Genomic DNA, 23,644 nt, shown 5'->3' with positions numbered 1-23,644 from the left:
ATATTTTATTTTTTTGAAAAGATGACAAACTGAATTGTCATTTTAAACGTATGTAGCAGAGAAGTTATATAAATTTAAAAGATTCAGCGTGGATAAATTAAGCATTCAAAGATTAAAAAAAACCTTAGCCTACTTAGAAAGTAAACAACGTGAATTAAAAAGACAAAACGAAAACGACACCCGCAGCATTGAATCGATGATTAAGTATCTAAAAAAAGATATGCTGGATCAGTTTAGCTTAATTGATTATGATATTTATATTAAGAATGAAATGAAGAACACTGAAACCTTTATCCGCAGTGTTAAAAACATCATAGACGAGCATTCTTCATAAATATAGGCTTTGCTAAAATGATTTTTTTAACTCACTTAATTTATAAATTTCAAAATAAATCATTGCTTAAACGTTTAAGTTGATTATATTTGCCTCTCTGAAATCGTTATCGTGAAAAGAATTTCTATAAAAGATGTGGCATTAAAAGCAGGCGTATCTATCGCCTCTGTATCTTATGTTCTTAATAATAAGATTGATAGTCGTATTCCGAAGGAAACAATTGATAAAGTAAAACAAGCGGCAGAAGAACTAAACTACCGACCAAACAATATTGCCAAAAGTCTTAAAACACAACGTACCCATATCATTGGTCTTGTTGTGGCCGATATTGCAAATCCTTACTTTTCTCAGTTAGCCCGAATTATTGAAGATGAAGCCAACAAACTGGGTTACACTTTATTAATTGGAAGTTCTGATGAAAATGCTGAAAAATTTGAAGCGCTTATCAATATGTTTGCTGATCGTCAGGCCGATGGATTAATTATTGCTCCCGTTGAAAACAGTCAAAAATGCCTTTTAAAACTTCAAAAACAAAAAATCCCATTTGTTTTAATTGATCGCTATTTATCTGGAATTGAAGCAGACAGCATTCAGATTAATAATTACAATATAAGTCAAAAAGTTACAGAACATCTTGTAAATGAAGGTTATAAAAATATTCTTCTTGTAGCTTATAAAACCGAATTACAGCATTTACTGCAAAGAACTCAGGGATTTTTAGATACTTTAGAAAAAAATCATTTGCAGATACATAAAAATCAAGTCCTTTTAATTGATAAAGATGCTATTGATCAGGATATTAATACGGGTCTTGATTCAATATTAAGCAATACCGAAAAACCTGATGCAGTCTTTTTTACGAGTAATAAACTGGCTGTTTCCGGACTTAAGAAATTGACAAAATCAGGAGTAAGTATTCCGCAGGAAATTGCTGTTGCCGCGTTTGATGAAACAGAAGCTTACGAGCTTTTTCCCGTTTCTTTAACTTATGTAAAACAGCCTCTTTCGGCCATTGGAACAACGGCTGTACAGATGCTTGATAAAAAAATAAATACGAAATTACTGCCTTTACAAAATGTCATTTTACATGCTGAACTTCATATTGGCGAGTCTACAAAATCTAAACACAACTAAACTTTTTTATTTACCTCTCTGCTTAAACGTTTAATCAAAAAAAAAAAAAAAATCATGAAACAAGAAATAAATACAAAATCGATCTATTGTTATGGGGAAGTACTTTGGGATATTTTTCCGGAAGGTGCACGTGCAGGCGGTGCTCCGTTTAATGTAGCGTATAATTTAATGCGAATGGGAATCGATTCGCACATGATCAGCCGTGTTGGAAATGATAAACTGGGAACCGATCTTTTGGCCCAGCTTACAGATTGGAACATTTCGACCCAGGACAGCCAGATTGACAATCAATATCCAACCGGAACTGTAATTGCTCATATTGACGAACATAACGAAGCGCATTATAATATTATAAAACCAGTTGCCTGGGATTTTATCGAATTTAGAAATGATTATATCGAAAAAATATCAAATGCATCGGCTTTCGTTTTTGGAAGTTTGATTACCCGAAACGAAACTTCTAAAAACACGCTTTTTGAACTTTTGGAAATCGCTAAGTTTAAGGTTTTTGATATTAATATTCGCCCTCCGCACTATTCTATTTCGGTTATAAATGAACTTCTTCATAAAGCCGATTTGGTAAAAATGAACAAAGCCGAACTGCGCTTAGTTCTTGATTTTTTAAAAAAAAATTATGTGAGCGAAGATGATTCGGTACATTTTATTCAGGACAAATTTGATATTAAAGAAGTTCTGGTGAGTAAAGGCAGTAAAGGTGCTTTGTATTATGATGGAAATACAAAATATGATGCTCCGGCAGTTCCTGTTACAATTCAGGATACTGTAGGAAGCGGTGATTCTTTTTTAGCCGGATTTCTGTCGAAAAGAATTCTAAACGAAGATCCAGTAGAAATTATGAAGCAGGCAACGGCTTTGGGTGCTTTTATTACTTCTCAAAAAGGCGCTTGTCCTAATTATAATTTAAATGATTTTGAGCTTTTTCGTAAAGAAAATGAGGCGAAATAAAATGTATAATATTAATAATGATTTGAAAAAATGTCTCAGGCTAAATTTACAGAAAAAAAATATATTCTAACGCTGACTTTCGTAATCTCACTTTTTCTTTTTTGGGCAATTGCGATTACAATGGGCGACGTTCTTAATAAACATTTTCAAAATGTACTGCATATAAGCAAATCCGAATCTGGTTTGGTGCAGTTGTCTATTTTTGGTGCTTATGCCGTAATGGGTATTCCGGCAGGATTATTCATGAAAAAATACGGTTATAAAAACGGCGTAATTTTAGGTTTACTTCTTTATGCATTAGGCGCGTTTCTTTTTATTCCGGCTGCTCAAAATGAATCTTTCGCTTATTTTAGAATCGCATTATTTATTTTGGCGGCGGGTCTTGCAACACTTGAAACTGTGGCGCATCCGTTTGTTGCTTTACTGGGCGATGAACGTACGAGTGATCAGAGAATAAATTTTGCACAGTCTTTTAATGGTTTGGGTGCAATAATTGGTCCGCTGCTGGGTGGTTTCTTTATTCTCGATTCTAAAGGTGCAGAAGGTCTTGAATCTGTTAAAACATTATATATGATTATTGGTGGTTTTATACTTTTAATTGCCATCTTATTTTGGTTTGTAAAAGTACCTCAACTTAAAGGCTCTCATAATCATGAAGAGCAAATTACAAACGACGAAAATGCAAATGTAGTTCCAGATGCGCCTTTGTATTTGCAAAGACATTTTATCTGGGCGGTTATTGCTCAGTTTTTTAATATTGGAGCACAAGGTGGTACCTGGGCTTATTTTATAAATTATGGAGTTGAAAAAACAGGTTTGGCCGATAATCAGGTAGCCTATTACTTTTCGTTTAGTATGGCTATGATGATGATTGGTCGTTTTATGGGAACCTTTCTATTGCGGTATATTTCTCCAAATAAATTACTGGCTGTTTATTGTATATGTAACATTGCGCTTTGTCTGGTAATTTCTCAAAGTTTTGGCTGGCTTTCATTCATCGCCTTAATTATGCTGAATTTTTTCTTAAGTGTAATGTATCCAACGATTTTCAGCCTCGGATTAAAAAAACTCGGAAACAAAACGGAACAAGCTTCTTCTTTTTTAGTTATGGCCATGTTTGGCGGTGCAGTTTTTCCTCCAATAATGGGTTTTGTGGCAAATACTAATGTGGCTTACGCTTATCTTTTACCTATAATATGTTATTTGGTGATTCTTATGTTTGCCATTAAATACTACAAACCGCAAACAATTGGGCAGCCTTATGTTCTTTCAAAAAAGGATATTATTCGCTAATTATTATAAAACTAAAATTATCCTTTCTTTAAAAAATTAAAAAAATGAAAATCAAAATAGGCGCTTCCCTCCTTTCGTGGATAACTCCCAACTGGACTCCAGAATCAGGACATTATGCTATCAAAAAAACGGCTGAAAATGGTTTTGACCTGATTGAAATTCTTTTGCCAAATAATATGGAATTTGATGCTGCAACGGTAAAAAAACAGCTTCAGGAAAATAATCTTGATGTTGTATGTTCGCTTAATCTTCCTAAAGAAGCCCATATTCCGTTTTATCCAAATGAAGCTTTAACGCTTATTCGTAAGGCTTTGGATAAAACTGCTCAGTTAGAAACTACTTTTTTAGGAGGTGTTCTGCATAGCGGAATTGGTGTTTTTACCGGAAATCCGGTTACAAATCAGGAAAAAGAAATTATTGTCAATGTTTTGGGCGAAGCTGCTCTGTATGCGGCTAAGCTTGGTATTACAATTGGTATTGAACCTATAAATCGTTATGAAAGTTATGTTTGCAATACAGGCTCAAATGTGTTGGAATTAATAAATAAAATTAATGCCGCTAATCTGGCTCTTCATTTGGATACTTTCCATATGAATATAGAAGAAAACAATTTTTATGATCCGATAATAGAAGCCGGGAAAAAACTAAAACATCTTCATATTACCGAAAGTAACCGTGGTATGCCGGGAGAAGGAACTGTAAATTGGGATGATCTTTTTAAAGGTTTAAAGGCCATAGATTTTGAAGGGAATCTGGTACTTGAAAACTTTTCTTCATCAATACCCGGAATGCAGCAAGCGGTTTCTTTATGGCAGACTTCACCTCACAATGCTGAAGATCTGGCTATTGGGAGTTTAAATTTCATCAAACAAAAAATTATTGACTGTTAAGTATAGGTCATTTCTACATCGCTGGGCGGCAGGTAATTTTTATCTACATCAAAAAAGGGATTTCATGACATGAAATCCCTTTTTCGTGACATATTTTTCCTTCTTAAAGCATTACACTTCTACTTTTAATCCTGAATCAAAGTTTAGGCGCTGAATTTATAAATAGTAAGTAATGATTTCTGTTTTTAATCACGTAAAATAAAATATTTCTTACTTACTTAAAAACACGTAAAAATACCTGTTTTTAAAAGTCTTATATACAGTAACTTAGTATTGTACTAAAAAACTGTCGTGTAATTTTCTGACAACAACCAAATCTAGCAAATTATCAATACATCTAAATAACTAACATTAACCTATTAAAACTAAAATTTATGGAAGGAACAATTGGAGAAATTCGTCTCTTTGCCGCCAATTTTGCTCCAATGAGCTGGGCATTTTGTATGGGCCAGCTCGTTGCAATACGAAGCAATACGGCATTATTTTCTATTCTAGGAACTACTTATGGAGGTAATGGCACCACTACTTTTGGTTTACCAAACTTTGCCGGCCGAGCGGCTGTAGGAACTGGTAATGGTCAAGGCTTGACACCGTATGTATCAGGGGAAATGTTAGGAGCGAATACTGTAAATTTAACAACTTTGAATCTTCCTAGCCACACCCATGCTGCCACGGCAACGATTTCAATTCCAGTTTACCCAGATTTTGGAGATCTCAATTCTCCTAATGGTAATACTTTAGCTTCTAAAACAAATATGTACAGTAGTACAGAGCCGGGAACTGATAGTATGAAAGCGTCGACTCTTAGTGTCACACTTGCGCCCTCTGGCTTAAGTCAGCCTCTTAGTGTTATGCAGCCTGCAACTGGAATGAATTTTATTATTTGTTTGACAGGAATATTCCCTTCTCGTAATTAATACTTATTCAACAAAAAACAGTTTAACTAACAATTTAAAGAAACTAATTATTATGGAAGGATATTTAGGAGAAATCCGATTATTTGGCGGGAATTTTGCACCAAGGGGGTGGATGTTTTGCAATGGAGCAACATTAAGTATTGATGTTTATCAGGCCGTTTATGTTTTACTTGGGACAACATATGGCGGTGACGGGCAGACTACTTTTAAGCTGCCAGATCTTCAGGGACGTATTCCCGTAGGTACAGGTCAGGGACCCGGATTACCAAATGTAGTAATTGGACAGCTGGGAGGAACAGAAACTGTTACCATGACTACTGCTCAAATGCCGGCTCATACTCACTTGGCAGGCGTAGGAACACTCACAATTCCAACTGCTAGTGCAGCAGGAAACACAGCCTCACCAACAGGAAATATTTTAGCTGGTTCAGACAAAGCCTATACGGCTGAAGCACCAGATGGCAACTTAAAACCTGAAACTGCATCAATCACTGTTGGAACTGCGGGGGCGAGTCAGCCTTTTGGAATCATTCAGCCTTCACTATCAACCTATTATATTATTTGTGTAGAAGGAATTTTCCCAACTAGAAACTAAACTAAACCAAAACTAACCATGGAAGGAACAATATCCGAAATTCGATTATACGCACCTAACTTTGCTCCAAAATACTGGGCTTACTGTGCGGGTCAACTACTAAATATAAGTACAAACCAAGCCTTATTTAGTCTTTTAGGCACTACATACGGCGGTAATGGTACTACCAATTTTGCATTACCTGATTTTAGGGGAAGAACTGCCGTTGGAACTGGCACTCCTCAAGGAATAGCTCAATTTGTGCTGGGACAAGTAAGTGGGACTAATACAGTAACTGCGCTTCTTGGAAATCTTCCTGCACACAATCATATTGCTACAGGAACATTTGCACTAAAAGCATATGCTGATACAGGAGATACTGCCGCGCCTCAAAATGCTTATCTGGCGTCTGTACCAAATCTTTATACTAACCAGAACTCAGATGGAGCTTTAAAACCAATAACACCTGCCGTAACTGTAGCTGTAGCCGGAAGCAACCAGCCAATTTCAATTCAGCAGCCTTATTTAGGTATTAATTATATAATATGCCTTCAGGGAATTTTTCCTTCAAGGAATTAACAATCTATACCCATTAGAGTTTCTAATGGGTAGTTTGTTTTTAAAAATTATCTATAAAATTATTTATGAAAATAGCTTTACTCTTGCCTCGATCTGTCATTTACCCTTCTATCTCTTTTGATATAATGGATGGTTTAAAATCTTCCCTAAAAAAAATGGGAATCGATGAAAAACATGAAATTGTAACAGCAAGTATAGGACTTGGCGCAGACCATAAAGAAATATATTCCTGTTGTGAACAATTGCTGTTTAGTAATACGGATGTTGTTGTTGCCTACATTAACCCTGAAGCTGCAGAATTTATTCAGCCTCTTTTTGAAAGTTCGGGTAAATTACTTATCGTGCTGGACAGCGGTTATCATTTTCAAAATTTTGAGAAAAAAATATCCAATGTTTATTTTATTTCCTTAGAAAATAGTCTTTGTTCACGTTTAATTGTACGCAAAGCCATCGAAGAAGGCGAGCAGAATTTTGCCTTTACCTGTTCTTTTTATGATGCCGGTTATCGTCCGCCTTACACTTTTGCTACTGCCCTTGAAGATAATGGAGGATTAATACATTATAATCATGTTACTCCTTTAAAAAAGACTGATTTCAATTTAGGTCCATTAGAGGAATTTCTGGAACAAAATGATAATATTTCTATATTGACTTCTTTCTGCGGGGATATGGCTGAAGATTTTTTTCGAGAATCATCAAAAATAAAAAATATAGCTTCCCGCAAAACTTACGGAAGTGGTTTTACTGCTGAGGAATCCTGGCTGAATAAGATTTCTTATCCCGGATATAACTGGAGCTGTGCAATTCCATGGTCTGCCAATTTAAAAAATAAAGAAAACGAAGAATTTGTAGCTGCGATGCGAAATATTCGCGAACAGAAAGCAAATGTTTTTTCTCTTTTAGGATGGGAAGCTGGTTTGTTTATTGCCAATTCAAACGGTCAGTCATTAGATCAGATTACAATTGATTCTCCAAGAGGCAAAGTACATATTAATTCAAATACCGGTTTTTCTGAAGCACCTATGTATTATGCTATAGTTGCCAAAAATGAAGAAAACGGAAACTGTATTTTAGAAAACATAACTGAAATTACTGATTTAGAAGAGGAACGCAGTCGTTTATATCAACATATTCTGGCTGTTCAAAATACGCCTTCTAATTCCTGGTTAAACTCTTATGCCTGTTTAGACTCATGAATCCGATACGCGACATAGTAATTTTATGCAACAACCGAATGGCTTTTCCTGCCATACAAACTTTACATAGTCTTGGAAGGTTACATACGATAGGTGTACCTGCAGAAAATGAAGATGTAAAGGCCTTTTGCTCTGTTTTTGCAACAAAAGCAGGTGTAAATTTGATATGGATGGAGAAAACAAAACTCAATATCCAGCTTCAGGAAATTTTGCGAATCAGTTCTTTAAAATATGTTTTTACAATGACTTTCCCTTGGAAGATTCCCGGAGAAATTATTGAAAAACATCCTAATAAGTTCTATAATTTTCATTATGGACTTTTACCAGAAATGCGTGGTGCAGATCCAGTTTTTGAATCGATTAGAAAACAAAAACAAGAAACCGGAATATCTGTACATGCTATAGAGAAGGAAATAGATAAAGGAAAAATAATCCTGAAAAAAACAATGCCGCTGCATACTGATTTGACACATGGAATGCTTTGCACCAGTTTATCATATCTGGCTTCTTACATTCTGCCTGAATTATTAACCTTATTATCTATGAATGATAAAGGTATTAATCAGGATGAAAACTTAGCAGCATATTACAAAAAACCAACTATCTCTGATGTGAGTATTCAATGGGAAAAACAGGACTCAAAATCAATCCAGGCATTAGTTAACGCCTGCAATCCGTGGAATAAAGGTGCTTATACACAATGGAATGGTCTCAATATACGATTATTGGAGGTTTCACAAACCAATTCAGCCTTGAACAGTACAAAACCTCCGGGAACTATTTTAGAAATAGATGAAAACAAAGGCTTAATAATACAATGTTACAATAATACACAACTTCGTATAAATACTGTTTATACAGAAGAAGGCTTTATGAGCGGGCATAAATTGCTTGCTTTTGGTATAAAAAATGGCGAACAATTTGCCTCTTTATAATTTAACTAACTTTATTATGAAACATTTTTACTCTCAAATTAAAAAATGCTTAAATATTGCCCTATTTTTAGGGATATTTTTGCAGAGTTATTTAAGTAACTCACAGACCACACTGGTTGCAGGTGACATCCTTTTTACAGGATATGACGGCACTTATGCCAATGCTACAGGTGACGAATTTAGTTTTGTCTGCCTTAAAACTCTTGATGCTAATACGGTAATTCGTTTTACGGACAGAGGATATTTTTCAGACACTACCTGGTGGCCAGCCAGTAGTTTAGAAGGTACTGTTACATGGACAGTGGGCAATACAATTCCAGCAGGAACAGAGGTGCATATAAAAGGATTAAGTGCCTATACCTATAATCAGTCTAATGGTACTTTAACCGCAAACGGTTCTCTAGCACTAAATAACGGAACAATGCCAAATGGACTTGTTCTGACTGGTGCCGGAGATCAGATTTATGCATTTCAGGGAGGTACTGGCAGCCCTTCTGACGCTGGCGTTGTACTTGTTGCCGGATTACATTTTTACTATTGCCCATCAGGAACTACAACAGCTGCATGGGATACCGGATGTGCAAACGGTTCCAATAGTTCCACTTTAAAAACAGGTGTTGGAGGTCTTATTGGCGGTACAAGCGCTTTTTATACAGGAACTCTTCCCGGTAATGTAGCAGCTCCTGTAGCAAGATTTGACAATTTACTGAGTTCTCCACTAAGCACAATAGCAGAAATTAGAACTGCTGTGATGAATCAGGCAAACTGGAATCTTTCAACAGCTACTCTTACACTGCCTTCAGGGAAGCCATTTTTAAGCACTCCTACGACTATTACACTTAATCCTGTTGACAGACTTATATGTCCGGGAGCTAATACTACTTTCACTGCTGGTGCTAGTAATGTTACTGGTTATCAATGGCAGGTAAATACGGGTTCTGGATTTAATAACATTGCAAATGGTGCGCCATATACCGGAGCAACTACAGCAACGCTTACCATAACTGGTGCTGCTTCAACAATGAATACCTACAAATATCGATGTGTAGCTACAGGTACTGGAACAGCAACTACTACTGAAGCAACTTTAACTGTACCAACTGCTATAGCACCATCTATACAATCACAAAGTAATGTAAGTGTTTATGGAGGTGCGAATGGTTCAGCAACTATCAGCGTTTCCGGAGGTACAGTTCCTTATTTCTATTCCTGGTCTCCTGCTGGTGGAACTGGTGCAACTGCATCAGGTCTTGCCGCAGGAACTTATACGGTAACTATTACAGACAGTACTCCAAATGGATCAGGAGGCTGTAGTACAACTCAAATCGTAAATATAACACAGCCAGGAGGCTCTGTAGTATCTGTAACCTCTTTAAGCCCCTTTGCAAGCTGCGGTGGTGCATCTACAGATCAAAGCTTTACTGCACAAGCCGGCGGTTTAACTTCCAGCCTTGATATTTCTGCTCCAACCGGATTTGAAATATCAACATCGGCAGGAGGAATTTATACTAATAATATATCTTTTCCTTCTGTAGGAGGTGTTGTAACGACTAAAACTATTTATGTTCGTTTAGCAGCAACAGCTACAGGAACACCTTCAGGTAATATCACGATCTCTTCTACAGACATAGTAACTAAAAATGTTGCGGTAACAGGAAGCGTGAATGGTATAACTTTTACAACACAGCCTTCTTCAAGCGGAGTATGCGCAGGTGGTAATACTTCTTTTACTGCTGCAGCTGCAAACGCAACAGGATATCAATGGCAGGAAAATACGGGTTCTGGTTTTGTGAACATTACAAATGGCGGTGTTTATTCTGGAGCAACTACTGCAACTCTATCTATTACAGGAGCTACTGCAGGAATGAACGGATACCTTTTTAGATTAGCGGCATCTGGATCTTGTCCTACTGTTAATTCAAACGGCGTTGCACTTAATATTAACGTGGCTCCGTCTATTACATCTCAGCCGTCTTCAAGTACGATTTGTGCGGGTGCTAATACCACTTTCTCTACTGTTGCCGCAAATGCAACTGGATATCAGTGGCAGGTAAACACGGGTTCTGGTTTTACTAATATTACAAATGGTGCTCCGTATGCTGGTGCAACTACTGCAACTCTTACTATTACAGGAGCAACGGCCGGATTAAGCGGTTACCTTTACAGAGTTATTGCAACAGGTTCATGTACTCCGGATGTTACTTCAAACGACGTCTCTTTAACAGTTAATTCAGCTCCGTCTATTACAGCACAGCCAGTTGATAGTTCTATTTGTATTAACTCAAATACTACTTTTAGTGGTACTGCTTTAAATGCAACAGGTTATCAATGGCAGGTAAATAATGGTTCAGGTTTTACTAATGTTGCAAATGGCGGTGTTTATTCTGGTGCCACTACTTCAACTCTTACTATAACAGGAGCAACTGCAGCACTTAATAATTATCAATACCGTTTAGTTGCCACTGGAAACTGTACTCCTGCTGCTACATCTAACTCTGGTACCTTAAAAGTATCTAATATTCTGGCATCTTCAGTTCAGACTAATATTGCCTGCAGCGGAGGTGCTACTGGTTCTTTATCTGTTTCACCATCTGGAGGTATAGGCACTTATACTTACTTATGGACAAATGGAGCAACTAGTTCTTCAATCAGCAATTTAACAGCTGGTAACTACAGTGTGACCATCACAGATGCAATTCTATGCGAAAAAGTATTAAACTTTACTATAACTCAGCCTCCCGTTTTAACTGCTTCACAAGGAACTATTAACAATGTAAGCTGTAACAGTGGTGCAAATGGTAGTGCTACAGTAAATGTAACAGGAGGATCTCCGTCATACACGTATTCATGGTCTCCATCTGGAGGAACTGCAGCTACAGCCAGTGGTCTTACTGCAGGAACGTATATAGTTACTGTTACGGACGCAAATGCCTGTACAACCACACAAAGTTTTGATATTACTCAGCCAAGTGCGTTATCAGTTACGCCATCTCAAACAAATATTTTATGCCGTAATGCTGCAACGGGATCTGCAAGTGTAACAGTTACAGGAGGTACTGGAACTTATACTTACTCATGGGCTCCATCTGGAGGAACTGCTGCTACAGCTACAGGACTTACTGCCGGAACTTATATTGCAACAATTACAGATGCTAATAATTGTCAGATAACTCAATCATTTACAATTACAGAACCGGCTGCTGCACTTACAGCAACTCCAGTCTCACAAGTAAATATTGCTTGTAATGGAGAAAATAATGGTAGTGCAACTGTTTCTGCTTCAGGAGGAACTGGAACTTATACTTACTCATGGGCTCCATCTGGAGGAACTGCTGCTACAGCTTCAGGTCTTGCTGCTGGAACATATACAGTTACAATTACGGATGCCAATTTATGTCAGACTACACAAAGCTTTACAATTACACAACCTCCTGTTCTAACAGCAAGTTTTGGTTCTCAAACCAATGTTTCTTGTAGTGGAGGAGCTAATGGTACAGCAACTGTAGCAGTGACTGGAGGAACTGGCGCGCGTACTTATTCATGGGCGCCTTCTGGAGGTACAAACGCTACAGCAAGTGGTCTTTCTGCAGGAACATATACCGTAACGGTTACGGATGCAAATTTATGTCAGTCTACACAAAGCTTCACAATTACACAACCTGACGCTCTAGTTGCAAGCGTTGGTTCTCAAACTAATGTTTCTTGTAATGGAGGAACAAATGGTTATGCAACTGTAGCCGTTACAGGAGGAACAGGTGCACGCACTTATTCTTGGTCACCTACAGGAGGAAATGCTGCAACAGCATCAGGTTTGGCAGTAGGAATTTACACAGTAACGGTTACTGATGCTAATGCATGTCAGACTACACAAAGTTTTACTATTACACAGCCTGCCGTTTTATCGGTTACTCCTTCACAAACTAATGTGCTTTGTAACGGTGGTGCTACTGGAACTGCTACTGTAACAGTTTCTGGAGGTACACCTAATTATACGTATGTATGGTCTCCTTCTGGAGGAACTGCTGCTACAGCAAGTGGTTTAACAGCAGGAAATTACAGCTGTCTAATTACAGATGATAACGGATGTTTTATCACTCAAAACTTTACAATTATGCAGCCTTCTCCGTTAAACGCATCACAAAGCCAGATCAATGCAACTTGTTCAACTGGCGGCCAGGCTGCAGTAAGTCCTTCCGGCGGTACTACTCCATATACTTATTTATGGTCTCCAAATGGCGCTTCTACACAAATAGCAACTGGATTAACAGCAGGAAATCATAGTGTAGTTATTACAGATGGAAATGGATGTACAATAACAAAAACCTTTACTATTACTACAACTAATACTTTAGTTGCTGCTACATCTCAAACTGATATTTTATGTAATGGTGCAAATACAGGATCTGCTTCTGTAATTCCTAGCGGTGCACCCGGACCATTTACTTATGTTTGGTCTCCAGCTGGAGGAAATGCAGATACTGCATCTAACCTAACTGCTGGTAATTATTCCGTAACTATTACTTCTGGAAATGGTTGTTCTATTGTTAAAAACTTTACAATCACAGAACCTGCAGATCTTGTAGTAACGGCAAATTCACAAACAAACGTTTCTTGTAATGGAGGAGCAAATGGATCTGCAAGTGTTACGGTTATCGGAGGCACAGGAGCTTATACTTACTCATGGGCACCTTCTGGAGGAACTGCTGCAACAGCAACAAGTCTTGCTGCAGGAACTTACACAGTAACTGTTACAGATGCTAACTTATGTTCAAAAACTCAAAGTTTTACAATTACACAACCTGCAGTTCTTGCGGCAACAACATCAAAAACTGATGTTTCATGCAACGGCGGTTCAAACGGAAATGCAACTGTAAATGCGACAGGAGGAACTGGAACTTATTCGTATGTATGGGCACCAACTGGAGGAACTGCAGCAACAGCAACAGGTCTTGCAGCAGGAACTTATATCGTAACGATACAAGATGCTAATACATGCCAGACAACAGCAGCGGTTACTATAGCTGAACCTGTTGTGCTGAGTGCAATAACATCTAAAACTGATGTTTCTTGTAATGGTGCAAATGACGGAACTGCAACAGTAACGGCTTCAGGAGGAACTTCATCTTATACTTATTCTTGGTCTCCATCAGGTGGAACTGCGGCAACAGCTTCAGGATTGAGTCCAAATACGTATACTGTAACCGTTACAGATGCAAACGGATGTTTTACAACCCAATCCGTTACGATTGGTACAACTCAAGATGTAACAGCACCTGTACCTACTGTCGCTGTACTTCCAGAGATTACAAACTATTGCTCTGTTCTAGCATCAGAAATTGCAATTCCAACTGCAATAGACAATTGTGCAGGAACTATTAATGGAACAACAACAGATCCTTTAACTTATAATGCCGAAGGAACTTACGCTATTACATGGACATACGATGACGGAAACGGAAACATTACGAATCAAACTCAAGCGGTAAAAGTATTAGCTTCACCTCTTGATTTAGTAACTTTCAGTAATGCATCAGTAACTTATGATGGAAATGCGCATCCTCTTCAGGTTGCAAATCTTCCAACAGGAGCTGCGGTTACTTATTCTGCAAATAACACATCTGTAAATGCAGGAACGTATGTGGTAACTGCTGTAATAACACCTTCAGCTAGTTCGCCTAATTGTTCTCCAAAAACTCTTACTGCTAATCTGGTTATTAATAAAGCACCGCAAACTATTACATTCAGTCCAATTGCCATTAAAACACTTGGATTAAATAATACTTTCAATTTAACTGCAACGGCAAGTTCAAATTTACCGGTAGATTATACCTTTACTTATACATCTGCCCTGCCTCCTGCTAATGTTTCTGCAGCTGGTGTTGTAAATATGCTGAGATCCGGAGAAGTAACCATTACCGCACATCAAGCTGGAAATGCTAATTATCTAGCTGCTGCAGATGTTTCTCAATTATTGGTAATCTTAAACAACAATATCGATGTTAAGAGAATTACAATAGGATCGACAGTTTTTGAAAATCCTGGAAAAAACATTACACATGTCATGACATGTTCTGAAAATAATCCAGCTATTTCAATCTTAAATGAATCAAATGCTATTATTACTCCTTCTGCTAATTTCACTATTCAAACTCCAAAACCTGGAATTTACAATCAAAATGTGACTATAAAATCAGAAGATGGAAGTTTAACTGCTACGTATTCTATTACTGTTGAAAAACCATTCGGATTCTTTGATATTGTTCGTCAGAAGTTTAACAATGTACTTCTTGTAAACAATAATCCAGCAACTAACGGCGGTTATGAATTTGTAGCTTACCAATGGTTTAAAAACGGACAATTAATAGGAACTGGTCAATATTATTCGGCAAGTGAAAGTGTAAATACACCTTTAGATCCTACAGCTGATTACAGCGTTAAAATGACAACAAAAGATGGTAAAGTATTACAGACTTGTTCTGGCAGAGTTACACTTACCAACTCACTTCAGGCTAAATTGTATCCAAACCCAATTCAAACTGGAAAAGCAATCACTATTGAAGCTGATTTCCCTCAGGAAGAATTAAATAATATGCAAATCAGTCTTTATTCTGTATCAGGCCAGTTGATTAAAACTGTTCAATCTTCATCAGCATTAACTGAAATACAATTACCTCAAACAATCGAGAGTAATATACTTATGGTAGTTCTTGAAACTCCAAACGTAAAAAAATCTTTCAAAGTAATTGTAAAATAGATAAACCTGCCGGCACTATTAAAAAACAGTGCCGGCATAATTAAAAATTAAGATGAAAAAATATATAAAATCACTCGCCATTATTGCTGCTTTATTTGCTGCAACTCATAGTTATGGTCAGGATAAAAAACAGGAATTTTCTATTTCATTGGGCGGTCCGTTTTCGTTTATAAAATCTTCCGGCGTAAATTATGTTCCTGGAAATGGTGTTAATGCCGGTCTTCGCTATTCTTACTATTTAAATGAAGGTGTGAGTTTAGGAGTTGGTGTTGAATACCAAACTTATACTTCTGACTCAAAGTCTGGTTATATTTACGGACAATACAACACTGTAGATGCAGAAAATGAAGCTTTTCAATTTAGATACAGGCTTACTAATTTAAGAGAAGAGCAAAAACTAACATACATAAATGTTCCCCTAAATATTCAGTTTGAAACTCCGGGTACCTCAAAATTGTATGTTGCGGCCGGAGCTAAAATAGGATTTGCTTCAAGTGGTACTTATCAGTCAACAATTGCAAACAGTACAACAAGCGGTTATTATCCGCAGTATAATGTAGAATTATTCAGTCCTGCTTTTGCCGGTTTTGCTAATGTTAATGACCTAAAAACTCCTGAAAGAGATCTTGATACAAAAGTTTCCTATTCTGCAACTTTTGAAACAGGTTTAAAACAGGAATTAGGAAACAGGAATTCAATCTACATTGGAGCCTATTTAGATTATGGTTTGAATGATATTTACGATAAAAAAGAAAGTAAAAATCTGGTTCAATACAACTCTGAATTACCTGTAGAACTACAATACAACAGTGTATTTGATTCTGGAGTGGCAAGAAACATGAGATTAGTTTCTTACGGCTTAAAAATAAGATTCGCAATACGTTAATTTCATACTGCTTTAAAAAAAAGCTGTTCAATTAATTTTGAGCAGCTTTTTTATTTAAATCAATTTCAAATTTTAAAGTTCTCAAAACCTAACATTTATCATATTTTAATTTTAGGCATTTACTTTCCTTTGTTTCTAATACTAAAGATCTTCTTGAGGAGGATTTAGTAAAAAAGGGAATGATTCTCAATCATTTTTAATTGCAGAAATTGTCGACAAATGCATATTGATACTGATTTACTTTATACCTGGGGAGCCGTTGCAAAAAAAATACCCAAACATGCCGTCATCTTTTTCGAGAATGACCCGCCCCTTTCTTATTATCAAATTTTAGAAGGCACTGTAAAAATGAGTTATACCAATGAAGATGGTAAAGATCTTACTATTGGTGTTTTTAATGAAGGAAATAGTTTTGGCGAACCGCCCCTATTTATTGATCAGCCCTATCCTGCTTCTGCCGCTGCTCAAACTGACTGTGTAATTTTAAAACTATCCAAAACCAATTTCTTTTCACTTCTTGAAGAAAATCCTGAAATACAATCCCGGGTTCTAAAACTCTTTGCCTGGAAAATCTACAATAAAATTGTTTTCTCAAAAAATATAATAAACCATAAGCCCGAATATCGCATTCAGTATTTTCTGGATAATTTAAAAAGACAGCATAACAGCAAACCTTCCCAGAAAATGAAAATTCCTTACACAAGACAGGAAATTGCAGACTTTACCGGACTGCGCGTCGAAACTGTTATTCGAACCATTTCGTTAATGAACAAAAACAAAAAAATTGAAATTATCGATCATAAATTGTTTTACTAACGCATTCCGTTTACTGTTTAGTTTAAAAATAATAAAGTATGATTCAGATCATATTTCTTAAAAAATGGTTTCTCTTTCTTTGTAAAGGTTAAAGAAAATTATTGATTCAATTTAATAACATTCAAACGAAAAACGGGAACTTTTAAAGTTCCCGTTTTCTTTATTTAACCACTTTATTCATCATTGCTTTTGCAATATTTTTGGCTCTGATCTTAACCTCATCAGCCTTCTGTCCTTCAAACAAGTCATCAACTGTTTTTCTCCATAATTTAGTCCAGTGTAAAAAGTGAGTTTCACTTAAAGTGCTTTTATCATTCAGCAGGCGATGTTTCATCATTGGGTTTCCCTCAAAATTTCCGGTATGAAAAAGAATATTATCCCAAAAATCATACATAATAGGCAGATGTTTTTCCCAATTTACAAGAGCCACTTTAGTAAATAAATAGCCAATAGTCGCATCTGTTTGAATTTTTTGATAAAAAGCATCTACCAATATTTTGATATCTTCTTTATTTCTAATGTCGGTTTTCATATTCTCTTTTAAATATTTCTTTTCTTAAACAAAAAAACGTTAGAGATCTTTTTTATTAAATTTTCTTATTGAGATAAAAAACGGTACAACAATCCATAATAGCAGCAAAAGGAAAGAAATAATTAATCCGATTGTTGTTCCAAAAAAATCTTTAAAAATGGCTCCTGTATATCCCATTAATGCCGATTGATCGAGATGCATTAATATTTGAATCCTGGCCAAATCTATTGGGCTCAAAGCCGTTACTCCAACCATAGCTCCTTCAATTGGATACTCTGCAAATTGAAACAGCAAAAATAACACAATAGCATCAAAAAGTATGGCAAAATACAGCCAAAACATAATCGCCAAACCAATTCCTTTTGCCTTATCTCTCGTTAAAATACAGCTTAAAAAAGCCAAAGAAACAAAAACAGCCGAAATTAAACATCCAGACAAAAGCATCATAAACCCAACCGCATCAGGCGCATTAATCAAGAGCGGAATTCCGGCTCCCAGCAGAAACGCCAAAATCATGGCAATAGAAAGTCCGGTAAACAAACTCAGCCAGATTTTCTTTCTTTTAATGGGCTGGCTTAATAAAAGTTCAATAAATTCCGAACTATTATAGATATAAATCGTCGAAAAAAGTATCGAGACTAATGGAACCGTAAATAAAATAACATTTAGTATTGTTAATAAACCTTTGGCAGAATTATCTTCAAGTCCAAAAGATCCCCAGGAAAGCAAAGCTAAAATGAGCGTATAACTCACAATAATTTTATTCTTGAGAATATCCAGTAAAACAATTTTAATAATCCTGTTCATGCTGTTTTTCTTTTAAAATTTTGGCAATTGCTTTAGATATTTTCTGCTCTCCGGTTGATTCCAGAAGATCTTTTATAGTTTTATGAAAATGAACTTTTCCATCCTGCATAAAAATAATCTGCGTAATCATATCATCGAGTTCGCTCAGTAAATGTGAAGTAATCAAGATTAATTTTCTGTTGTTTTTTTCTTTAATGATTTTTTCCTTCAAAATTTCAGAAGCCAGCGGATCTAATCCCGCAGTAGGTTCATCCAATATCAAAACATCAGGATTAAAAAGAAAAGCCAGAGTTGCGCTTACCTTTTGAGTGGTTCCGCCTGAAAGCGTTCGCATCTGTTTGTCTTTCATTTTATCAAGTTTAAAAGCCTGAATCAAATCTTCATCCAGAACTGCTTTTGAATTTCTAATCTGCTTGATCATGACAATAATCTGCTCAATAGTCATGTTGTCGGGATAACGGCCAATTTGAGGCATATAACCAATTTTATTTCTATATTCAAACTCTTTTAAAATAGATTGATCATGAAACAAAATATCACCGTTATCTGGCAGAACCATTCCTAAAACCGATTTAATCAAAGTTGTTTTTCCGCAGCCGTTAGGGCCAATTAATGCAATGCATTCTCCTGCCTTAAATTCCAGATTTACATTTTGTAACACCTGAAGCTTTCCAAATTTTTTATTTATATTTTTTAGTGTAATCATAAGGCTAGAGATTTCATTTCGGGGGTTTTATCTATAAAATTATCCGGAGTGATACTGGGCAGAATCTTTTCGGACTTATCCAAAAGCGTGATCATAAAACTTCTGAATAAAAGCATAGCCGAAGGATTATTTTCGGTAAGAACCGCAAAAAGACTCAGCGGATGAAAAGGCACATCGCCAATTCCGTCCCGGTTAAGATCATAACCATCATATTTATCCCAATAATTGTTATTAAAATGGTTGAGGACAAGACTTCCGTTAGTGCTGATATCAAAAGTATTGGCAAGGAAATTATTATACGAAATTTCATTGTCCATACAACTCGCCTGAATTTTCATTCCCCAGCCGTTATCTTTAAATATATTCCGCGAAAGCGTAACTCTGCTCGTTCCTTCCATATAAATTCCAGATGTGTTACGAACAAATTTATTTCCCAAAATATAACTGTCTGCGATTTCTTTCAGCAATAAACCATACGCCGCGTCACCCCAATTTTCTTCAAAATAATTATTAAACATTTTTACATTTTTGGTAAACATTACAGCCACTCCTGCCCCATTATTTTTAAAAACATTCGAAATGTAGGCATCATCATTAGAAAACATAAAATGGAGCCCGTACCGGATATTTGCTTTGGAAATGTTTCTCCAGATAACTGAATTAGAAACAAATTCAAAATAAATACCATCACGATGTCCCGAAATTCTGTTTCCAATAATCTGCATTTCTTCGCTTTTCCAGCAATGAATTCCGTTGCCAATGCGCTGTTCTTCTTTTTGAAAAGCTTTTATGGTGTTATTTTTTATAAGGCAGCTCGTTCCTTTTTGAATGTAAATTCCAAAAAAATTATTCTCCAGAATATTATCTTTTATAATAACCCCGGTTTTGTTGTACACTTTAATCCCGCAAGGATCATTAAGCGATGCATAACCGGAATTAATAACTTTAAATCCAGAGAAAATTACACTGTCGGCTTTAATCGAAACTACTTCATATTTCATTTCCCCGTCCAGAACAGGAAAATCTTTTCCAATCAGGGTTATTCTTTTATCTACAATTATATTTCCTTCTTTGTATACACCATTATAGACAAAAATAGTATCGCCGGGCACTGCAAGTTCTATCGCTTTTTTTACTGTTTTTACAGCATTATTCTGCCCCACTTTTATTGTTTTAGAATGGAGAAAAAGAAAAGACAAAGAGAAAAAAAGACTAAAAAGTAATTTCATGTTTTTAAGTATAAGTAGATTTATTACATGGCTGTCATTTTTCTATAATGTCTGTCCATTCCATTTCATTTGCGCCTAATTCTGCCTCATATGATTTTGCTTCACTTTTGCTTGAAAAAGCTGCCATATTACCATTCATAGGACTTTTAACCTTTCCGCCACTGATATAAAAAGCGGTTTCTGCCGGAATCAGCTCATTGTTTTTTGTAAAATCGTGTACATAATACGATTTGATTTTCAGGTCTTTGTTTTCTTGGCAGTAATGAGCCATACAGGCAATATCATCAAATTTATAAGCTCTTCCTTTTTGAGTAATAATCTCAGCGCCATGCTTTCCGTCACTTATTCCCATTTTACAGAAGTCACAATTGTCAGTATTAATTTTAATGGGAACAGCTTTATCACCAGAACAAGAAAAAAGAAAAGACGAAACCATCAAAATACTAAAAAACTTATCTAGTTTCGAAGCTGATTTTCTTTCTTTTAATACCGCAATAAAAAGTAACATTCCGGCTCCAATCAGCATCCATCCGCCTATATCAGGAATAGAATAAGCACCAAAATTTAATAATTGTTTGTAGCCTATTAAAGGAGGCTGATACGCCATACCCGGAACACGAATGGCAGCATTAGGATCTAAATTGTGCCCGTATTGATAATTCCATTTATAAAAATCAGAAGCTGCTATTACGCCGAAAAGAACAAAAGAAAAGAAGAAAATATTCAATGCTTTCCGCTTAGCAAAAAATGCTAAACTTATGGCAATTAGACCAAATAATCCTAAAACATATGGCAGAACTTTAAACTCTATAAAATCTTCGGTATGCAGGGTTTTCATTCCAATATAATGATTGAGTCCGTTAATAATATCAACATCTCCGGCAATTTTATTAGAATGAAGTTTTAAAACCAAACCTTCAGGATACTGCGGTGCGGTAAGTTCTATTCTCCAAACCGCTGTAAAAACCGAAGCAATAAAAAGAATCCCCGATATAAAAAGTAAGGCTTTGGAAAAAGTTGAAAGTGTATTATTTCTCATAATAATTCAAAATAAAAAAGGGAACAAAGAATACTTTGTTCCCTTTTGTGGTTACTAGTTATTCTTTTGGTAAATTGGTACCAACACTGTACGAAATCGGCACATTGCTTCCTGCTGGAGAGACTCTCACATATCCCTGCATTTCCTGGTGCAGCGCACTGCAGAAATCAGTACAATAAAATGGGAATATTCCTTTATTCTGAGGAATCCACTTTAATGTTAATGTTTCGCCCGGCATAATCAGCAGTTCGGCTGTATTAGCTCCTTTAATGGCAAATCCGTGAGGAACGTCCCAATCTTGTTCTAAGTTGGTAACATGAAAATATACTTCATCACCTACACGTATTCCTTCAATATTATCCGGAGCAAAGTGAGATCGAATACAAGTCATATAAACATGAACTTTATTTCCTTCTCTAACCACTTTGGTTTCTTTTTCTCCTTTAGAAACATATGTGTGTTGATTATCTGCAATTTTATAGAATTTTAACTGACCATTATTGACCACTTTTTCAGCCGGAATACCTTGCGCATAATGCGGTTCTCCAATAGTTGGAAAATCTAGTAAAAGCTTCATTTTGTCTCCGCTGATGTCAAATAACTGAGCACTTTGAGCCAATTCTGGTCCCGTTGGAAGGAAACGGTCTTTTGTAATTTTGTTATACACCACCATATATTTTCCAAATGGTTTTTCAGTATTTCCACCCGGAACCATTAAGTGTCCTGGAGAATAATATGTAGCTTTTCTATCTAAGACTTTTAGATCTTTGATATTCCATTTTACAACTTCAGACGAAACGAACATCGTAGTATAAGCATTTCCTTTTCCGTCAAATTCAGTGTGAAGAGGTCCTAAACCAGGTTTTTGAACTTCTCCGTAAAGTGCAGCTTCGTATTTAACAACCGGAATTCCTGCATAAGCACCGTCAAATTGTTTTTTGGCAATAGCATCCTGAAGTTTTGTAAAACTGAATACCGGAATTAATGCCGCTAATTTTCCACTTCCAATAATATATTCACCTGTAGGATCAATATCGCAGCCATGAGGAGATTTCGGACAAGGAATCATGTAGCAGATATCTTTAAGCTCTGCAGCATCAAGAACTAAAACTTCTTTTTTAGTTTCAGATGTAGCGGTTTGTGTTTTCTCGTCAAATTTGTTGTGAACATAATTGGCAGGAATACGTTTTCCTTTTCCGGCTTTAATATATTCCTCTGCTTTTTTCCAGTTTACTGCCATGATAAAATCCTTATCATTTTTAGAAGCATTTACTTCCAATAGTGTATTTGCCTGTTCAGTATTATAGCAAGAGAAAAAGAACCAGCCGTGAGACGCTTTTTTTCCTGGGTGGCTAAGATCAAAGTTTACACCAGGCGCTACAATTTGAAAAGCAAGATCCAGTTCACCTTCTTTTCCAATTTTCACGAAACTTAGATAACCTTTAAAGTTTTTCTTGTATGTATTAATCGGCACATCACCATCATCATTGTCAGCAGGAACGCTGAAACGGCTTGCTCCCACTACATATTCAGTATTTTGTGTGATAAAAGGCGAAGAGTGATTTCCGCCGCAGTTAGGAAGCTCGATAATCTCAGCCGTTCTGAATGTTTTCAAATCAATACGCGCAATTCTAGGCGTATTATTGGCATTAGCAAAAATCCAGCGACCGTCTACTTCTCCATTGGTTTGTGATAAATCTAAGTGGTGCTGATCGTCCCAAGGCACAAAACCTTTAGAAGTATTCAGCATTGCTTTCGTTTCTTCGCTGTAACCATAACCGCTCTGCGGATCTTGAGAGAAAACCGGCATTACGCGTAACAATCTTCCGCTTGGCAGACCATAAACACTTACCTGACCGCTGAAACCGCCAGATACAAAATTGTAATATTCATCATATTTACCCGGAGCAACATACGTTTTTTGTGCGGCATCGCCATCTACCGTATCGCCTGAATCTTTAGGTTTGCATGACACAAAAAAGGCGCATCCTAAAGTAATGGCAAAAATCGATTTTAAAAATTTATTTTTCATAATACTCTCATTTAGAATTTATTTA

General features: G+C 36.3%; 19 protein-coding genes. 13 read left to right on the top strand and 6 right to left on the bottom strand.

Going from position 1 to position 23,644, the window contains the following annotated elements:
• The first annotated feature begins 88 nt into the window (after window positions 1–88).
• The 13 genes from L1276_RS17750 (at window position 89) to L1276_RS17690 (ending at window position 17,274) form a co-directional block, all read left to right on the top strand.
• Window positions 89–334 (top strand): hypothetical protein, encoded by a 246-nt coding sequence (locus L1276_RS17750; protein ID WP_253790146.1) that lies wholly within the window; start codon window positions 89–91, stop codon window positions 332–334.
• 111 nt (window positions 335–445) lie between these two features.
• A complete protein-coding gene (locus tag L1276_RS17745; RefSeq protein WP_253790144.1) occupies window positions 446–1,468 on the top strand; it encodes a substrate-binding domain-containing protein in 1,023 nt (340 codons plus the stop codon).
• Window positions 1,469–1,522: 54 nt separating this feature from the next.
• Complete coding sequence (locus L1276_RS17740; RefSeq protein WP_253790141.1) at window positions 1,523–2,434, top strand: carbohydrate kinase; 912 nt, start codon at window positions 1,523–1,525, stop codon at window positions 2,432–2,434.
• Between the two features lie 30 nt (window positions 2,435–2,464).
• Entirely contained in the window at window positions 2,465–3,727 is a 1,263-nt protein-coding gene (locus L1276_RS17735; protein WP_253790139.1) for a sugar MFS transporter, read from the top strand.
• A gap of 44 nt (window positions 3,728–3,771) precedes the next feature.
• A complete protein-coding gene (locus L1276_RS17730) occupies window positions 3,772–4,617 on the top strand; it encodes a sugar phosphate isomerase/epimerase (RefSeq protein ID WP_253790137.1) in 846 nt (281 codons plus the stop codon).
• A gap of 374 nt (window positions 4,618–4,991) precedes the next feature.
• Window positions 4,992–5,534, top strand: coding sequence for a phage tail protein (locus L1276_RS17725; RefSeq protein ID WP_256527411.1), 543 nt, complete (start codon window positions 4,992–4,994; stop codon window positions 5,532–5,534).
• A 52-nt stretch (window positions 5,535–5,586) separates the two neighbouring features.
• Window positions 5,587–6,129, top strand: coding sequence for a phage tail protein (locus L1276_RS17720; RefSeq protein ID WP_253790133.1), 543 nt, complete (start codon window positions 5,587–5,589; stop codon window positions 6,127–6,129).
• A gap of 18 nt (window positions 6,130–6,147) precedes the next feature.
• Window positions 6,148–6,687 (top strand): phage tail protein, encoded by a 540-nt coding sequence (locus tag L1276_RS17715; RefSeq protein WP_253790131.1) that lies wholly within the window; start codon window positions 6,148–6,150, stop codon window positions 6,685–6,687.
• A 65-nt stretch (window positions 6,688–6,752) separates the two neighbouring features.
• Window positions 6,753–7,883, top strand: a complete 1,131-nt coding sequence (locus tag L1276_RS17710; protein WP_253790130.1) for a hypothetical protein — start codon at window positions 6,753–6,755, stop codon at window positions 7,881–7,883.
• On the top strand, window positions 7,880–8,818 hold the full coding sequence (locus L1276_RS17705) for a formyltransferase family protein (protein WP_253790128.1): 939 nt from the start codon (window positions 7,880–7,882) through the stop codon (window positions 8,816–8,818). The genes L1276_RS17710 and L1276_RS17705 overlap by 4 nt, the downstream gene beginning before the upstream one ends.
• 16 nt (window positions 8,819–8,834) lie before the next feature.
• Window positions 8,835–15,572: a T9SS type A sorting domain-containing protein gene (locus L1276_RS17700; protein WP_253790126.1), complete on the top strand. Its 6,738-nt coding sequence runs from the start codon at window positions 8,835–8,837 to the stop codon at window positions 15,570–15,572.
• 52 nt (window positions 15,573–15,624) lie between these two features.
• A complete protein-coding gene (locus tag L1276_RS17695) occupies window positions 15,625–16,458 on the top strand; it encodes an outer membrane beta-barrel protein (RefSeq protein WP_253790124.1) in 834 nt (277 codons plus the stop codon).
• Between the two features lie 219 nt (window positions 16,459–16,677).
• Window positions 16,678–17,274 carry a Crp/Fnr family transcriptional regulator gene (locus tag L1276_RS17690; protein ID WP_253790122.1) on the top strand — a complete coding sequence of 199 codons (597 nt, stop codon included), beginning with the start codon at window positions 16,678–16,680 and terminating at the stop codon, window positions 17,272–17,274.
• Window positions 17,275–17,434: 160 nt separating this feature from the next.
• Here the strand turns inward: L1276_RS17690 and L1276_RS17685 are convergent, their stop codons facing one another.
• Genes L1276_RS17685 through nosZ form a run of 6 tightly spaced genes read right to left on the bottom strand, consistent with a single transcriptional unit; the run spans window position 17,435 to window position 23,619 of the window.
• Window positions 17,435–17,806 (bottom strand): group III truncated hemoglobin, encoded by a 372-nt coding sequence (locus tag L1276_RS17685; RefSeq protein ID WP_253790121.1) that lies wholly within the window; start codon window positions 17,804–17,806, stop codon window positions 17,435–17,437.
• Window positions 17,807–17,845: 39 nt separating this feature from the next.
• A complete protein-coding gene (locus L1276_RS17680) occupies window positions 17,846–18,613 on the bottom strand; it encodes an ABC transporter permease (protein ID WP_253790119.1) in 768 nt (255 codons plus the stop codon).
• Complete coding sequence (locus L1276_RS17675; RefSeq protein ID WP_253790117.1) at window positions 18,597–19,319, bottom strand: ABC transporter ATP-binding protein; 723 nt, start codon at window positions 19,317–19,319, stop codon at window positions 18,597–18,599. Before L1276_RS17675 ends, L1276_RS17680 begins: the two co-directional genes overlap by 17 nt.
• Window positions 19,316–20,548 carry a nitrous oxide reductase family maturation protein NosD gene (locus L1276_RS17670; RefSeq protein WP_253790115.1) on the bottom strand — a complete coding sequence of 411 codons (1,233 nt, stop codon included), beginning with the start codon at window positions 20,546–20,548 and terminating at the stop codon, window positions 19,316–19,318. Before L1276_RS17670 ends, L1276_RS17675 begins: the two co-directional genes overlap by 4 nt.
• 34 nt (window positions 20,549–20,582) lie before the next feature.
• Window positions 20,583–21,587, bottom strand: a complete 1,005-nt coding sequence (locus L1276_RS17665) for a nitrous oxide reductase accessory protein NosL (RefSeq protein WP_253790112.1) — start codon at window positions 21,585–21,587, stop codon at window positions 20,583–20,585.
• A gap of 58 nt (window positions 21,588–21,645) precedes the next feature.
• Window positions 21,646–23,619: a Sec-dependent nitrous-oxide reductase gene (gene nosZ / locus L1276_RS17660; RefSeq protein ID WP_253790110.1), complete on the bottom strand. Its 1,974-nt coding sequence runs from the start codon at window positions 23,617–23,619 to the stop codon at window positions 21,646–21,648.
• Window positions 23,620–23,644: the final 25 nt, after the last annotated feature.

Source organism: Flavobacterium sp. HSC-32F16, from assembly GCF_024171645.1.
Taxonomy (GTDB): Bacteria; Bacteroidota; Bacteroidia; order Flavobacteriales; family Flavobacteriaceae; genus Flavobacterium.
The sequence above is the reverse complement of the archived record's forward strand: the minus strand, read 5'-3'. Positions and strand labels throughout refer to the sequence as shown.

What these genes read in the sequence shown, in the direction of transcription:
- L1276_RS17740 (WP_253790141.1), top strand. Translation starts at nt 1,523, where the DNA reads ATGAAACAAGAAATAAATACAAAATCGATCTATTGTTATGGGGAAGTA.
- L1276_RS17735 (WP_253790139.1), top strand. Translation starts at nt 2,465, where the DNA reads ATGTCTCAGGCTAAATTTACAGAAAAAAAATATATTCTAACGCTGACT.
- L1276_RS17730 (WP_253790137.1), top strand. Translation starts at nt 3,772, where the DNA reads ATGAAAATCAAAATAGGCGCTTCCCTCCTTTCGTGGATAACTCCCAAC.
- L1276_RS17725 (WP_256527411.1), top strand. Translation starts at nt 4,992, where the DNA reads ATGGAAGGAACAATTGGAGAAATTCGTCTCTTTGCCGCCAATTTTGCT.
- L1276_RS17720 (WP_253790133.1), top strand. Translation starts at nt 5,587, where the DNA reads ATGGAAGGATATTTAGGAGAAATCCGATTATTTGGCGGGAATTTTGCA.
- L1276_RS17715 (WP_253790131.1), top strand. Translation starts at nt 6,148, where the DNA reads ATGGAAGGAACAATATCCGAAATTCGATTATACGCACCTAACTTTGCT.
- L1276_RS17710 (WP_253790130.1), top strand. Translation starts at nt 6,753, where the DNA reads ATGAAAATAGCTTTACTCTTGCCTCGATCTGTCATTTACCCTTCTATC.
- L1276_RS17705 (WP_253790128.1), top strand. Translation starts at nt 7,880, where the DNA reads ATGAATCCGATACGCGACATAGTAATTTTATGCAACAACCGAATGGCT.
- L1276_RS17700 (WP_253790126.1), top strand. Translation starts at nt 8,835, where the DNA reads ATGAAACATTTTTACTCTCAAATTAAAAAATGCTTAAATATTGCCCTA.
- L1276_RS17695 (WP_253790124.1), top strand. Translation starts at nt 15,625, where the DNA reads ATGAAAAAATATATAAAATCACTCGCCATTATTGCTGCTTTATTTGCT.
- L1276_RS17690 (WP_253790122.1), top strand. Translation starts at nt 16,678, where the DNA reads ATGCATATTGATACTGATTTACTTTATACCTGGGGAGCCGTTGCAAAA.
- L1276_RS17685 (WP_253790121.1), bottom strand. Translation starts at nt 17,806, where the DNA reads ATGAAAACCGACATTAGAAATAAAGAAGATATCAAAATATTGGTAGAT.
- L1276_RS17680 (WP_253790119.1), bottom strand. Translation starts at nt 18,613, where the DNA reads ATGAACAGGATTATTAAAATTGTTTTACTGGATATTCTCAAGAATAAA.
- L1276_RS17675 (WP_253790117.1), bottom strand. Translation starts at nt 19,319, where the DNA reads ATGATTACACTAAAAAATATAAATAAAAAATTTGGAAAGCTTCAGGTG.
- L1276_RS17670 (WP_253790115.1), bottom strand. Translation starts at nt 20,548, where the DNA reads ATGAAATTACTTTTTAGTCTTTTTTTCTCTTTGTCTTTTCTTTTTCTC.
- L1276_RS17665 (WP_253790112.1), bottom strand. Translation starts at nt 21,587, where the DNA reads ATGAGAAATAATACACTTTCAACTTTTTCCAAAGCCTTACTTTTTATA.
- nosZ (WP_253790110.1), bottom strand. Translation starts at nt 23,619, where the DNA reads ATGAAAAATAAATTTTTAAAATCGATTTTTGCCATTACTTTAGGATGC.